This window comes from Streptomyces sp. NBC_01410 (assembly GCF_045040195.1).
Lineage (GTDB): Bacteria > Actinomycetota > Actinomycetes > Streptomycetales > Streptomycetaceae > Streptomyces.
Map to the genome: position 1 here is coordinate 1,835,629 of NZ_CP109530.1, position 14,868 is coordinate 1,850,496.

Annotated in this window: 10 protein-coding genes; 6 read left to right on the plus strand and 4 right to left on the minus strand. The window is 68.5% G+C overall.

Features of this window, described 5'->3' with window-relative positions; all coding sequences use genetic code 11:
• Window positions 1–25 precede the first annotated feature (25 nt).
• From OG741_RS08500 to metH, 3 genes are all read right to left on the minus strand, one after another.
• A complete protein-coding gene (locus OG741_RS08500) occupies window positions 26–1,621 on the minus strand; it encodes an ABC transporter substrate-binding protein (RefSeq protein ID WP_405596201.1) in 1,596 nt (531 codons plus the stop codon).
• A 503-nt stretch (window positions 1,622–2,124) separates the two neighbouring features.
• Window positions 2,125–2,826, minus strand: a complete 702-nt coding sequence (locus OG741_RS08505) for an HAD family hydrolase (RefSeq protein WP_405596202.1) — start codon at window positions 2,824–2,826, stop codon at window positions 2,125–2,127.
• A 96-nt stretch (window positions 2,827–2,922) separates the two neighbouring features.
• Entirely contained in the window at window positions 2,923–6,435 is a 3,513-nt protein-coding gene (metH, locus tag OG741_RS08510; protein WP_405596203.1) for a methionine synthase, read from the minus strand.
• Between the two features lie 238 nt (window positions 6,436–6,673).
• On the opposite strand from metH, the gene OG741_RS08515 reads away from it, so the two are divergent.
• The 6 genes from OG741_RS08515 (at window position 6,674) to OG741_RS08540 (ending at window position 13,769) form a co-directional block, all read left to right on the plus strand.
• Entirely contained in the window at window positions 6,674–7,438 is a 765-nt protein-coding gene (locus tag OG741_RS08515; RefSeq protein WP_266478266.1) for an IclR family transcriptional regulator, read from the plus strand.
• Window positions 7,439–7,664: 226 nt separating this feature from the next.
• Complete coding sequence (locus tag OG741_RS08520) at window positions 7,665–8,453, plus strand: MIP/aquaporin family protein (RefSeq protein WP_405596204.1); 789 nt, start codon at window positions 7,665–7,667, stop codon at window positions 8,451–8,453.
• 30 nt (window positions 8,454–8,483) lie between these two features.
• Complete coding sequence (gene glpK / locus OG741_RS08525) at window positions 8,484–10,019, plus strand: glycerol kinase GlpK (RefSeq protein ID WP_405596205.1); 1,536 nt, start codon at window positions 8,484–8,486, stop codon at window positions 10,017–10,019.
• A gap of 6 nt (window positions 10,020–10,025) precedes the next feature.
• The gene (locus tag OG741_RS08530; protein WP_405596206.1) at window positions 10,026–11,627 is read left to right on the plus strand and encodes an FAD-dependent oxidoreductase; all 1,602 of its coding nucleotides are present in this window, start codon (window positions 10,026–10,028) and stop codon (window positions 11,625–11,627) included.
• 102 nt (window positions 11,628–11,729) lie between these two features.
• Window positions 11,730–12,401, plus strand: a complete 672-nt coding sequence (locus OG741_RS08535; protein WP_405596207.1) for a FadR/GntR family transcriptional regulator — start codon at window positions 11,730–11,732, stop codon at window positions 12,399–12,401.
• A 375-nt stretch (window positions 12,402–12,776) separates the two neighbouring features.
• Window positions 12,777–13,769 carry a PAC2 family protein gene (locus OG741_RS08540; RefSeq protein WP_324972115.1) on the plus strand — a complete coding sequence of 331 codons (993 nt, stop codon included), beginning with the start codon at window positions 12,777–12,779 and terminating at the stop codon, window positions 13,767–13,769.
• 80 nt (window positions 13,770–13,849) lie between these two features.
• Here OG741_RS08540 and OG741_RS08545 read toward each other — a convergent pair whose 3' ends face one another.
• Window positions 13,850–14,815, minus strand: coding sequence for an SMP-30/gluconolactonase/LRE family protein (locus tag OG741_RS08545; RefSeq protein WP_405596208.1), 966 nt, complete (start codon window positions 14,813–14,815; stop codon window positions 13,850–13,852).
• Window positions 14,816–14,868: the final 53 nt, after the last annotated feature.

Below are 14,868 nucleotides of genomic sequence, written 5' to 3' on the forward strand. Positions count from 1 at the left end.
CCGCCGCTTGTTCATGGCACGCAGCTCACACGGTGCCGCGGCCCAGCTCCCACAGCTGAAGGTCCGAGCTGGAGTTGACCACCCGCTCGACGCCGGTGACGCCGGTGCGCGCCGCGACGTACTGCTTGCCCTGCCACAGCGGCAGGAAAGGCACGTCGTTGGCGACGATCTCCTGTATCTGCGTGAAGGCCTGGGACGCGGAGGTGCGGTCGGCGGCCTTCCGCGACTGCGGGATGAGGTCCCGCGCCTCGGTGCTCACGTACGGGGTGTTGAGGAAGTTGCCCTTGTCCAGGAACGGCGCGATGAAGCTGTCCGGGTCCGGGAAGTCGGGGAACCAGCCCATTCCGTAGACCGCGTACTCACCGCGCTTCTGGGCGGGGACGAACTTCGACCACTCGGCGCCCTCGATGGTGACGTCGAAGAGCTTGGTGGCGTTCAGCTGCTGCTTGAGCGCCTCGAACTCCTTGGCCGTACCGGCGCCGTAGTGGTCGGTCGTGTAGTGGAGCTTCAGCTTCACCGGGGTGGTGATGTCGGCCTTGCGCAGCAGCTCCGCGGCCTTCTTCTGGTTCGGCTCGCCGTACTTGTTGTAGAAGGAGTTGGTGTGCGCCCCGATGCTCGCCGGGATGAGCGAGTAGAGCGGCTCGGCGGTGGAGCCGTATACCTTGCCCGCGATGTGACCACGATCGACAACAGCGGCCATGGCCTGGCGGACGGCCTTGTCCTTCACCGACGGGTCGTTGGTGTTGAAGGCGAGGTAGCGGATCTCCAGGCCCGGCATCTCGGTGAGCTCGATGCCTTCCTTCGGGCTCTCGGACATGCTCTTGATCTGCTCGGGCGACATCGCCCGCGTCATCATGTCGATGTCGCCGGACTCGAGCGCCTGGCCCATCGAGTCGGAGTCCGCGAAGGAGCGCAGCTCGACCTTGTCGTTGCGGAGTTTGATGTCACCCAGGTAGTTGGGGTTCTTGGTGAAGGTGACCTTGGCGACGTGGCCGTCCTTGGTCTCGGCGCTCATGGTGTACGGGCCGGAGCCGTCGACCTGGAAGCCCTCGCGGAGCTTCTTGCCCTCGTACTTCTCCTTGCTCAGGATGGCGGCGACGGGCGTCGAGAGCTTGTACGGGAAGGTCGCGTCCGGCGTGGCGAGGTGGAAGACCACCTCGTCGCCGTTGGCCTCGATCGTGTCGATGTTCGCGAGGAGGGAGCTCACGCCGCTGTCGGCGTTGATGTCCAGGACACGCTGGATGGAGAACTTCACGTCCTCGGCGGTGATGGCACTTCCGTCGGCGAACTTCAGCCCGCTGCGCAGCTTGCAGCGGTAGCTCTCGCTGACCTTGTCCGTGAAGTCGCACGACTGGGCCGCTTCCGGCACGGGCGCGCCGCCGCCGCGCGGGGCGTGCATCAGTGTCTGGACGGTCTGCCGCAGGACGCTCCACGAACCGGTGTCGTAGGCGTAGGCCGGGTCGAGCGGCGCGGGTGCGTCTTCGGTGGCGACGAACTGGTCCGTGGTGCCCACGACAATGGCGTCACCGCCGCCGGACCCGCCTTTCGCCCCGCCGCAGGCGACAAGCACTGGCGCGAGCAGGCCGACCAAGGCCGGCAGCACCAAAGTCTTACGGTTCATCCTGGACGTTCTCCTCATCCGGCACTGGGATACAGCGATGTCTTCGGGAGCCTCCGTCGCGGCCGCCCGTTCGGAGCGGTGCGATCGGGAGGGGGAAACAGAGCGATCGGCACTGAGTTCCCCATGACTGGGTGGCGCCGAGACACATCGATGATGCGACGAAGTTCTCGCGACGAGATTAGTCGGCGACGCCAGGAAAGCGTGACCGGGCCCGAGTTGGGGCGTATGCGCTCAGTGATCGGTTATGCCTGTGAGTGGATGCCCCCACGGTGGAAGGATTCGTACACCTCTCCACCAATACGGACACAATGGCGCGTCCTGCACCCCAGGAAGGGGCGTGGAGTGGTCCGGACCAACATCACCCAGGCCACTCACAGTGACGAACGTCACGTGGTGAATTCTGCACCAACGGCACCGGATAACCCTCCGGGCTCGTCACGGAAAAGGCACGCTCGGCTGCCCAGAGTTTCCACTGCATTCGAGAAACACGGACCGTACAGGCATCAGTTCATTGTGGTGATGAGCGTACGCAGAAAACCAAGGTCCACTTCTTCGAGCGACCGTACGACCAGTCGCCCGTCGGCGGGCGCGATCGGGTGCACGGACGGCACGGCCACCACCCGGCAGCCCGCGGCCTCGGCGGAGGCGACACCGGTGGCCGTGTCCTCGATGACCGCGCATCTCGCGGGCTCGGCCCGCAGTCCGCGCGCGGCCAGCAGATAGGGGTCGGGGTGCGGCTTCGTGCGCGGCACCTCGTCGCCCGCGACCGACAGGGCGAAGGTGTGCGGGCGGAGCGAGGCGAGGACACGGTCGATGATGCGGCGGTGGGAGGCGGAGACCAGCGCCGTGGGCACATTGTGCCTGGCCAGCTCGGCCAGCAGCCGTTCGGCGCCCGGCATCATGGGCACACCGCGCCCGATCCGGTCCTCGAAGCGGTCATTGAGCAGCACGGTCAGCTCGGCGAGCGTGATGTCCGCGCCGGTCGCCTCGATGAGGTACGCGGCACTGCGCGTCATGGGGCCGCCGACCACCACCTCGCGCCACGCCTCGTCGAGATCGTGGCCGAGGTCCGCGAAGACGTCCACCTCGGCGTCCCACCAGAAGCCTTCGGTGTCCACGAGGGTGCCGTCCATGTCGAGAAACACGGCCTGAAGGGCGGAGCCTTCCGCCGAACGGGTCAGGGACGCGGGGACCGTACTGGTCATCCGGCACACCTCCACTGGGGACGAGAAGGCCGGCCGCCTCCCAAGTGGGGAAGGCAACCGGCCTGCACTGGACCGACAAGTGTACGTCTCGGGCGGCTAACGTGCGTTGAAGTACTTCGCCTCGGGGTGGTGGATCAGGATCGCGTCGGTGGACTGCTCGGGGTGGAGCTGGAACTCCTCCGAGAGCTGGACGCCGATCCGCTCGGGCTCCAGCAGCTCGGCGATCTTCGCCCGGTCCTCCAGATCCGGGCACGCTCCGTAACCGAGTGAGAAGCGCGCACCCCGGTACTTCAGGGCGAACATGTCCTCCACATCGGCCGGGTCCTCGCCGGCGAAGCCCAGCTCGGCACGCACCCGGGCGTGCCAGTACTCGGCCAGCGCCTCCGCCAGCTGCACGGACAGGCCGTGTAGTTCGAGGTAGTCGCGGTACGAGTCCGACTCGAAGAGCTCTGCCGTGGCTTCACCGATCTTGGAGCCGACGGTGACGACCTGAAGCCCGACGACATCCCGCTCGCCGGACTCCTCGGGGCGGAAGAAGTCGGCGAGGCACAGGCGGCGGCCGCGGCGCTGGCGCGGGAAGGAGAAGCGGGTGCGCTCGGAGCCGTCCTCGTTCAGCAGGATCAGGTCGTCGCCCTTGGACACGCAGGGGAAGTAGCCGTAGACGACGGCTGCCTCCAGCAGGTTCCGGGTGTGCAGCTGGTCCAGCCAGCCGCGCAGCCGCGGCCGTCCCTCGGTCTCGACGAGCTCCTCGTAGGTCGGTCCGTCACCGGTGCGGGCCTGCTTGAGGCCCCACTGGCCCTTGAACAGCGCGCCCTCGTCCAGCCAGGACGCGTACTCCTTGAGCTGGATGCCCTTGATCACCCGGGTGCCCCAGAACGGCGGTTCGGGGATCGGATTGTCGATCGCGACGTCGGAGCGCACGGCGCCTTCTTCCGGGCGCTCCTCGACCACGGCGTTCGTCGTGGCGCGGACCCGGCGCTGCTTGAGCTCGGGCAGGACCGCCCCGGGGACGCCGCGCTTGACCGCGATCAGCGCGTCCATCAGGCGCAGGCCCTCGAAGGCGTCGCGCGCGTAGCGAACCTCGCCCTCGTAGATCTCATGCAGGTCCTGCTCGACATACGCCCTGGTCAGCGCCGCTCCGCCGAGGATGACCGGGTAGTCGGCGGCCATCTTGCGCTGGTTGAGCTCCTGCAGGTTCTCCTTCATGATCACCGTGGACTTCACCAGCAGGCCGGACATGCCGATCACATCGGCGCGGTGTTCCTCGGCCGCCTCCAGGATCGCCGAGACCGGCTGCTTGATGCCCAGGTTGACGACGTTGTAGCCGTTGTTGGAGAGGATGATGTCGACGAGGTTCTTGCCGATGTCGTGGACGTCGCCGCGGACGGTCGCCAGGACGATGGTGCCCTTGCCCTCCGCGTCGGACTTCTCCATGTGCGGTTCGAGGTAGGCGACCGCGTTCTTCATGACCTCGGCGGACTGCAGGACGAAGGGCAGCTGCATCTGGCCGGAGCCGAAGAGCTCGCCGACGACCTTCATGCCGTCCAGGAGCGTCTCGTTGACGATGCCGAGGGCGGGGCGGGTCTGGAGCGCCTCGTCGAGGTCGGCCTCCAGGCCGTTCTTCTCGCCGTCGATGATGCGGCGCTTGAGGCGCTCGTCCAGCGGCAGGGCGAGGAGCTCCTCGGCCCTGCCCGCCTTCATCGACTTCATGTTGACGCCCTCGAAGAGCTCCATGAGCTTCTGCAGGGGGTCGTAGCCCTCGCTGCGGCGGTCGTAGATGAGGTCCAGGGCCACCTGGACCTGCTCCTCCTCGAGACGCGCGATGGGAAGGATCTTGGACGCGTGCACGATGGCCGAGTCGAGGCCCGCCTTGACGCACTCGTCGAGGAACACGGAGTTGAGGACGACCCGGGCGGCCGGGTTCAGGCCGAAGGAGATGTTCGACAGGCCCAGCGTGGTCTGCACATCGGGGCGGCGGCGCTTGAGCTCACGGATCGCCTCGATGGTGGCGATGCCGTCCTTGCGGGACTCCTCCTGGCCGGTGCAGATCGTGAAGGTCAGCGTGTCGATGAGGATGTCGCACTCGTGCACGCCCCAGTTGCCGGTCAGGTCGTCGATGAGCCGCTCGGCGATGGCGACCTTGTTCTCGACCGTACGGGCCTGGCCCTCTTCGTCGATGGTGAGCGCGATGAGCGCGGCTCCGTGCTCGGCCGCGAGCCCGGTGACCTTCGCGAACCGCGACTCGGGCCCGTCCCCGTCCTCGTAGTTGACGGAGTTGAGGACCGCGCGGCCGCCCAGCTTCTCCAGCCCGGCCCGAAGGACGTCGACTTCGGTGGAGTCGAGCACGATGGGCAGCGTCGACGCGGTGGCGAAACGGCCGGCCAGTTCCTCCATGTCGGCGACGCCGTCCCGGCCCACGTAGTCGACGCAGAGGTCGAGCATGTGCGCGCCCTCGCGGATCTGGTCCCTTGCCATCTCCACGCAGTCGTCCCAGCGGCCGTCCAGCATGGCCTCGCGGAACTTCTTGGACCCGTTGGCGTTCGTCCGCTCGCCGATGGCCATGAACGAGGTGTCCTGACGGAACGGCACGGTCTGGTAGAGGGACGCGGCGCCCGGCTCGGGGTGCGGCACGCGCTCGGTGGGCGCGAGATCGCGTACGCGCTCGACGACCTGGCGCAGATGCTCGGGCGTCGTACCGCAGCAGCCGCCGACCAGGGAAAGGCCGTATTCGCGTACGAAGGTCTCCTGCGCGTCGGCCAGCTCACCCGCCGACAGGGGGTAGTGCGCGCCGTTCTTGCCGAGCACCGGCAGGCCCGCGTTGGGCATGCAGGACAGCGGGATGCGGGAGTGCCGGGCGAGGTAGCGCAGGTGCTCGCTCATCTCGGCCGGGCCGGTGGCGCAGTTCAGGCCGATCATGTCGATGCCCAGCGGCTCCAGCGCGGTCAGGGCCGCGCCGATCTCCGAGCCGAGCAGCATCGTGCCCGTCGTCTCGACCGTCACGGAGCAGATGACGGGGAGGTTGGTGCCGGTCGCCTCCAGAGCGCGGCGGGCGCCCAGGACGGCGGCCTTGGTCTGGAGCAGGTCCTGGGTCGTCTCCACCAGGAGGGCGTCGGCGCCGCCCGCGATCATGCCCTCGGCGTTCTGCTGGTAGGCGTCGCGCAGCTTCACGTACGGGGCGTGTCCCAGGGTCGGCAGCTTGGTGCCCGGTCCCATCGAGCCCAGCACCCAGCGCTGCTGCCCGGTCGACGCCGTGAACTCGTCGGCGGCCTCGCGTGCGATCCGCGCGCCGGACTCGGAGAGCTCGAAGACCCGCTCGGGGATGTCGTACTCACCGAGGGCCGCGAGGTTCGCACCGAAGGTGTTCGTCTCGACGCAGTCGACGCCGACCTCGAAATAGGCCGAATGGACGGACCGGACGATGTCCGGGCGGGTCACATTCAGGATTTCGTTGCAGCCTTCGAGGTTCTCGAAGTCCTCGAGTGTCGGGTCCTGGGCCTGGAGCATCGTGCCCATCGCCCCGTCGGCTACGACCACTCGGGTGGCGAGCGCTTCGCGAAGGGCGTCGATTCGGGTCCGGCTGTCAGCGGAAGGGGTCGGCAGCGAGGCCATGGATGTGCTCCCTGGGATGCGACGGCTGTCGGCTTTGCGCCTCCGGTGGAAGGCGCACGAAGCCAGCCTAGCCGTGCCCGCCGAAACAGGGCGTGGCCGTCCCACGGGGCGGGACAGCATCATGTCCTCGCCGCACCGGATGGTCTTTCGGACACGAAGGATTCACTCTGTGGTGACCAAGGTCGGCATCGACCGATAGTGTTCAGCATTGTCGAACCGCAGTGAGAAGGGCCGAGCGATGGCGAAAAACATCCAGTCACTCGAGCGGGCGGCGGCGATGCTGCGACTGCTCGCGGGCGGGGAACGCCGACTGGGCCTGTCGGACATCGCTTCCTCGCTCGATCTTGCCAAGGGCACCGCCCATGGCATTCTGCGCACGCTGCAGGCCGAGGGCTTCGTCGAACAGGACCCGGCGTCCGGCCGCTACCAGCTGGGGGCCGAGCTGCTCAGGCTCGGCAACAGCTATCTGGACGTCCACGAGCTGCGTGCCCGCGCTCTGGTCTGGACGGACGACCTGGCGCGGTCCAGCGGCGAGAGCGTCCATCTCGGGGTGCTGCACCAGCACGGCGTGCTCATCGTGCACCACGTCTTCAGGCCCGACGACAGCCGCCAGGTGCTGGAGGTGGGGGCCATGCAGCCGCTGCACTCCACCGCGCTGGGCAAGGTGCTCTCGGCGTTCGACCCGGTGGCCCACACCGAGGTCATGGAGGTGGAGCGCAAGAGCTTCACGCCTCGGACGGTCACCGGCGTGGAGGAGTTCGAGCTGGTGCTCGACCACACCCGGGCGCGGGGCTGGGCGGCCGATGTGGAGGAGACCTGGGAGGGCGTGGCCGCGGTGGCCGCCCCGATCCACGACCGGCGCCGGATGCCGGTGGGGGCTGTCGCCATCACAGGTGCGGTCGAACGGGTATGCAGCGCGGGCGAGTTGCGGTCGGAGCTGGTCGCGGCAGTACGGGACTGCGCACGCTCGGTTTCGCGCGACCTCGGCGCCGGGCGATTCTGACCGTTCTGTCGCATCATCGATAACGATCCGATTTTCGGCCACACAACCCTTGACGTCGTGTTAACCCTGGCGCAAAACTGCCGTGCATCGGTCGGCATTGTCGAACACCTACCGGCAATACACGCTAGGGTGTGGCAACGCCAAGCCGAGAACGCCCTCACCTGAGGGCGCGGACCACCGGAGGGACCCGGGGTTCGCCTTCCCCCGAAGGACAAAGGAGTCGCGGGTGTCCAACTCCGACATCTTCATCGGCGAGATCATTGGTACCGCCGTTCTCATCCTGCTCGGCGGCGGCGTGGTCGCCGCAGTCGTACTCAAGCGCTCGAAGGCGCAGAACGCCGGCTGGCTGGCGATCACCTTCGGGTGGGGCTTCGCGGTCTTGATCGCGGTTTACATGACGGGCACACTGTCCGGCGCCCACCTGAACCCGGCCGTCACCGTCGGCATCGCGATCAAGGACAGCGACTGGAGCAACGTTCCGCTCTACATCGCCGGACAGATGGTCGGCGCCATGCTCGGTGCCGCCCTGGTCTGGATCGCGTACTACGGACAGTTCCAGGCGCACCTCACGGACCCGGAGATCATCTCCGCGCCTCCGCACGAGGAAGGCCTGGTCAGCGAAGAGGCCGCTCCGAAGGCCGGCCCGGTGCTCGGTGTCTTCTCCACCGGACCCGAGGTCCGCGTGGTGTGGCAGAACCTGGCCACCGAGATCATCGGCACCGCGGTGCTCGTCCTTGCGGTACTCACACAGGGCCTCAACAACAGCGGCAAGGGTCTGGGCGTCATCGGCGGACTGATCGTCGCGCTCACCGTGGTCGGCATCGGCCTCTCGCTCGGCGGCCCGACGGGCTACGCAATCAACCCCGCCCGCGACCTGGGCCCGCGTATCGTGCACGCCCTGCTTCCGCTGCCCAACAAGGGCGGCTCGGACTGGGGCTACGCCTGGATCCCCGTCGTAGGACCGCTGGCCGGCGGAGCCCTCGCGGCGGGTATCTACAACCTCGCGTTCGCCTAAGCCCTCCCTTCGAACTCGCAGGAGCACCCCGTGACTGACGCACACACCACCGGCCCCTTCATCGCGGCCATCGACCAGGGCACCACCTCCAGCCGCTGCATCGTCTTCGACACCGACGGCCGCATCGTCTCCGTCGACCAGAAGGAGCACGAGCAGATCTTCCCGAAGCCGGGCTGGGTGGAGCACGACGCCGCCGAGATCTGGACCAACGTCCAGGAGGTTGTCGACAGCGCCGTCGCGAAGGCGGGCATCACCTCCGCCGACGTCAAGGCCATCGGCATCACCAACCAGCGTGAGACCACTGTCCTGTGGGACAAGAACACCGGCGAGCCGGTGCACAACGCTCTCGTCTGGCAGGACACCCGCACCGACGCGCTCTGCAAGGAGCTCGGCCGCAACGTGGGCCAGGACCGCTTCCGGCGCGAGACGGGCCTGCCCCTCGCCTCGTACTTCGCCGGACCGAAGATCCGCTGGCTGCTCGACAACGTCGAGGGCCTGCGCGAGCGCGCCGAGCGCGGCGAGATCCTCTTCGGCACCATGGACTCCTGGGTCATCTGGAACCTGACCGGCGGCGTCGACGGCGGCCACCACGTCACCGACGTCACCAACGCCTCGCGCACCATGCTGATGAACCTGCACACCCTCGACTGGGACGAGAAGATCCTCCAGTCGATGGACGTGCCGGCCGCGGTGCTGCCGGAGATCCGCTCCTCCGCCGAGGTGTACGGAGTCGCCAAGGGCGGCGCCCTCGCCGGTGTGCCGGTCGCCTCGGCGCTCGGTGACCAGCAGGCGGCGCTGTTCGGCCAGACCTGTTTCTCCGAGGGCGAGGCCAAGTCCACGTACGGCACCGGCACCTTCATGCTGATGAACACCGGTCACGAGCCCGTCAACTCGTACAACGGCCTGCTGACGACCGTCGGTTACCGGATCGGCGACCAGCCCCCCGTGTACGCGCTGGAGGGTTCCATCGCCGTCACCGGTTCGCTGGTGCAGTGGATGCGCGACCAGATGGGCCTGATCAGCACTGCCGCGGAGATCGAGACCCTCGCGCTGAGTGTCGAGGACAACGGCGGCGCCTACTTCGTACCGGCCTTCTCCGGCCTGTTCGCCCCGTACTGGCGCGACGACGCCCGCGGTGTGATCGCCGGCCTGACCCGCTATGTCACCAAGGCGCACATCGCGCGTGCCGTGCTCGAGGCCACCGCCTGGCAGACCCGCGAGATCAGTGACGCCATGACCAAGGACTCCGGCGTCGAGCTGACCGCGCTCAAGGTCGACGGCGGCATGACCTCCAACAACCTGCTGATGCAGACCCTCTCGGACTTCCTGGACGCACCGGTGGTGCGCCCGATGGTCGCCGAGACGACCTGCCTCGGCGCTGCCTACGCCGCCGGTCTCGCCGTCGGCTACTGGCCGGACACCGACGCGCTGCGGGCCAACTGGCGCCGGGCCGCCGAGTGGACCCCCCACATGGATGCGGCCCAACGGGACCGCGAGTACAAGAGCTGGCTCAAGGCCGTCGAGCGGACCATGGGCTGGCTCGAAGACGACGCTGACGAGGAGTAATTCGAGATGACCACCCTGCGATGCGTCCCTGCCCTGGGGACGCACCCGGCCGGCTCCCTTCCGAGCCGCGCCGAGACTCGGGAGCACCTTTCCAAGGCGACATACGACCTCCTGGTGATCGGCGGCGGCATCCTGGGCATCTCCACCGCCTGGCATGCGGCGCAGTCCGGGCTGCGGGTGGCTCTGGTGGACGCCGGCGACTTCGCCGGCGCCACCTCCTCCGCCTCCTCCAAGCTCCTCCACGGCGGTCTGCGCTATCTGCAGACCGGCGCGGTGAAGCTGGTCGCGGAGAACCACTTCGAACGGCGCGCGGTCTCCCGCCAGGTGGCTCCCCACCTGGCGAACCCGCTCACCTTCTATCTGCCGGTCTACAAGGGCGGACCGCACGGCGCGGCGAAGCTCGGTGCAGGCGTCTTCGCCTACTCCGCGCTCTCCGCGTTCGGTGACGGCGTCGGCCATGTCATCAGCGCGTCCAAGGCGCAGCGCGACGTTCCCGAGCTGCGTACGGAGAACCTGAAGGCCGTTGCCGTGTACGGCGACGACCAGATGAACGACTCCCGGATGGCGCTGATGACCGTCCGCGCGGCCGTCGCCTCCGGCGCCACCGTCCTCAACCACGCCGAGGTCACCGGCCTGCGCTTCACCAGGGGCCGGGTCACCGGCGCGGAGCTCAAGGACCGTATGGACGGCACCGAGTTCGGCGTCAGCGCGCGTCTCGTACTCAACGCCACCGGGCCCTGGGTCGATCACCTGCGCACGATGGAGGACCCGAACGCGGCCCCGTCCATCCGGCTGTCCAAGGGCGCGCACCTGGTGCTCAAGCGCACCTCGCCCTGGAAGGCCGCGCTCGCGACCCCGATAGACAAGTACCGCATCACCTTCGCCCTCCCCTGGGAGGACATGCTGCTGCTCGGCACGACGGACGAGGAGTACGAGGGCGATCCGGCGGACGTCGCGGTCAACGACAAGGACGTCACGCAGATCCTGGACGAGGCCGCGTTCTCCATCCGCGACCAGCAGCTGTCCCGCGATCTGATCACGTACTCCTTCGCGGGTCTGCGGGTGCTGCCCGGCGGTCCCGGCAACACCTCGAAGGCAAAGCGCGAGACGGTTGTCACGGAGGGCCGCGGCGGCATGCTGTCGGTGGCCGGCGGCAAGTGGACGACCTTCCGCCACATCGGCCGCACCGTGATGAACAAGCTGGCCGCCCTGCCCGGGCAGCCGCTGGCCGACGACATGGAGCCGATCTCGCGGCTGCCGAAGAAGGTCCCGCTGCCCGGTATCGCCAACCCGAACGCGGTGGCGCACCGGCTGCTGGTCGACGGCGGCACGCCGGGCCCGCGGATGGCCGCGGACACCGCGCGCCACCTCGCCACGCACTACGGTTCGCTCTCGTTCGACATCGCCCGGCTCGCCAACGACGACCCGGCGCTGGCCGAGCGCATCCACCCGGACGCTCCCGAGATCTGGGCGCAGGTCGTGTACGCGCGTGACCACGAGTGGGCCGAGACGGCCGACGATGTGCTGCGCCGTCGTACGACGCTGACGATCCGGGGTCTCGCGACGGACGAGATCCGGAGCAAGGTCGAGGATCTGCTCGGCAAGTAGCGCAGGTCGGTAAGGGGCGGTCGCAAGAGCGGCCGCCCCTTACGCATGCCCACTGGGGGACGCATAATGGGGCCCGATACATCGGATGTATGGAGGTCGCCCATGGCCGTAACCGACGAGGCCATCGAGAAGATCAAGGCAATGATCGTCTCGGGTGCGCTGCGCCCCGGCGACCGCCTCCCCAAGGAGAGCGAACTCGCCGCCGAGCTGGGCCTGTCCCGCAACTCACTGCGCGAGGCGGTGCGCGCGCTGTCTCTGATCCGCATCCTCGATGTGCGGCAGGGCGACGGCACGTATGTCACCAGCCTGGACCCGCAGTTGCTGCTCGAGGCGCTGAGCTTCGTCGTGGACTTCCACCGGGACGACACGGTGCTGGAGTTCCTGGCCGTACGCCGCATCCTGGAGCCCGCCGCCACGGCGATGGCCGCGACGCGGATCAGCGAGAGCGAACTGGACGTACTGAGCGCGCAGTTGGACGCGCTGGGGCCGCAGCCCTCGGTGGAGGAGCTGGTCGCCGCCGACCTCGAATTCCACCGCGCCATCGTTCAGTCGTCGGGCAATTCGGTGCTCTGCTCCCTGTTGGACGGTCTCTCAGGTCCGACCACCCGCGCCCGCGTGTGGCGCGGCCTGACCCAGGAGGACGCGGTCGGCCGCACGCTGCACGAGCACCGGGCGATTGTGTCGGCGCTGCGGGAGCGGGACGGGGAGGCGGCGAGGTCGTGGGCGACGGTGCATATCGCGAACGTGGAGCACTGGCTGAGGTCCTCGCTGTAGCGCCTGCGGCGGGCTCGTTCCCCACCCCGCCCCTTCCCGAACTGGGGCTCCGCCCCAGACCCCGCGCCTCAGACGCCGGCGAGGCTGGAATGTGCGGCCCGTCCGGCGTTTGAGGACATGCGGCGCACCCCGCGGGTAGAACATCGGACCTTTGCCGGTCATCCGATGTATGGCGCCGCTCACGGGCCATCGTCCAGGGCCGGGGCCGAATTCTCGTGCACAGCTCGGATGAATCGAGGGGTGAGTACGGGGCTTCTCCGACGTATGCCCGACAGAGCGGAAGTTCACCCTGGCGTGCACGGGGGCTGCGGCCGGGCACCCGGTAAGCCGTAAGGTTGGGGCGTAGACAAGGGAACTTCGGAAGGGAGGCACTGGGTGATCGAGCTCGAGGGGGTACCCGAGCTGATCGACCCGGTCATGGTGGCCGCGTTCGAGGGCTGGAACGACGCCGGCGACGCCGCCTCCACCGCGGTCGCACACCTGGACCGGGAGTGGAAGGGCGAGGTGTTCGCGGCGCTCGACGCCGAGGACTACTACGACTTCCAGGTCAACCGTCCCACCGTGTGGCTGGACGGCGGGGTACGGAAGATCACCTGGCCCACCACCCGGCTCTCCGTGGTCCGCATCGGCGGCGACAAGCCGCGCGACCTGGTGCTCGTGCGCGGTATCGAGCCGTCCATGCGCTGGCGCTCGTTCTGCAACGAGATTCTGGGCTTCGCCCATGAGCTGGGCGTCGAGATGGTGGTGATTCTGGGCGCGCTGCTCGGCGACACCCCGCACACGCGGCCGGTGCCGGTCAGCGGGATCACCTCGGACCCGGACCTGGCCAGGACCATGGATCTGGAGGAGACCAGATACGAGGGTCCGACCGGGATCGTCGGCATTCTCCAGGAGGCCTGCACCCACGCGGGTGTTCCGGCGGTGAGCCTGTGGGCCGCGGTGCCGCACTATGTGTCGCAGCCGCCCAATCCCAAGGCGACGCTGGCGCTGCTCAACCGTCTGGAGGACCTGATCGGTCTGCGGATCCCGCTGGGCGAACTGGCCGAGGACGCCCGGGCGTGGCAGCTCGGCGTGGACCAACTGGCCGCCGAGGACAGCGAAGTGGCGGAGTACGTCCAGACGCTGGAGGAGGCTCGGGACACCGCGGAGCTTCCGGAGGCCACGGGCGAGGCGATCGCCCGCGAATTCGAACGGTATCTGCGGCGGCGCGACGGCGGTCCGGGGCATGCGACCGACGGCGGCGAGGGCGGTTCGTATCTGCGCGACACCTCCAGCGGGCGCACCCGTCCGCCGATGCCGCCCCGGGCGGAGCCCGAGGCCGACGCGGACGGCGATACCGGCGACGAGGACGACTCGTCGGAGGACTGAGTACGGCACCGGGGCACGGACATGAGAAGCGGGGCGGCACCTCACCGGTGCCGCCCCGCTCACGTAGAGCTCCGTACGGCTCAGACCTGATCCACCGCTACGGCGTCGTACGTCGTGTCGGGTGTGGGCTCCACATCGAAGCGGGCGTTGGGCAGATAGATCCGGTCGCCCCAGGCGGCAGCCGTGGTGGGGATCTTGAAGCGCGGATCGGTGATGCGCGCGATCGCCCTGCCTCGGGTGCCGGACTCGTTGAGCCGCAGCACGTCGATGGCGTTCTGCTGCTGCTGTACGACATAGAGCGTGCGGCCGAGCAGCAACAGGCCGTCCCCGTTGGGGAGTTTGGTGTCGCCGATGTCGACCCTGCGGGCGGCTCCTGTACGCGGGTCGACGCGCATCAGACCGCCGCCGCCGGCAAAGGCGTTGACCACCAGCAGTGCGCTGCCGTCCGGTGCGCGCTCGATGCCGTTGGCCGTGAAGCTCGGGCCCTGCTGCCAGTCGCCGGTCAGCGGGACGGTGGTCACCGTGTCACCGGGATCGCCGTGCCGGTCCAGTGGGAGCCGGTAGATCTGCGGTGCGAACGAATCCGTGAACCAGGCGGCGCCCGGCGTGAGGATCACGTCGTTGACGAAGGTGGAATCCGAGCCGACGGCAAAGGACTTCAGCAGCTCCCCCGAGCGGACATCGGCGACCCGGATCTCCCGGCTCGGGCCGCCGCTGAGGAACAGCAGGCGCTCCCGACGGTCGATTTTCAGTCCGATCACGGGGTGAGCGGCGCCGCCGCCCTGGCTGATGACGCGTCCACGGCCCGTGGCCAGGCTCGCTCGGTAGATGCCGCCGTTCGCTATCGATCCGAAATAGGCACAGGGACTCTTTCCGATGGTGATGCCCTCGGGCTGAAAGCCAGTCGGCAACGGGAATTGCGCGGGCCATCGCGCCCCGGTGGATTCGGCCGCGCGGGCCACCCCTTCCAGAGGGGCGAGCAGAGCCGCGCCGCCGAGGGCTGCGACCGTCCCGAGAACTCTTCGACGTGCTAAGGGACCGTTCATTGAGCGTCCTTCCGACACACGTTCCACAGACGCTCTCACCTCAGCACACACCA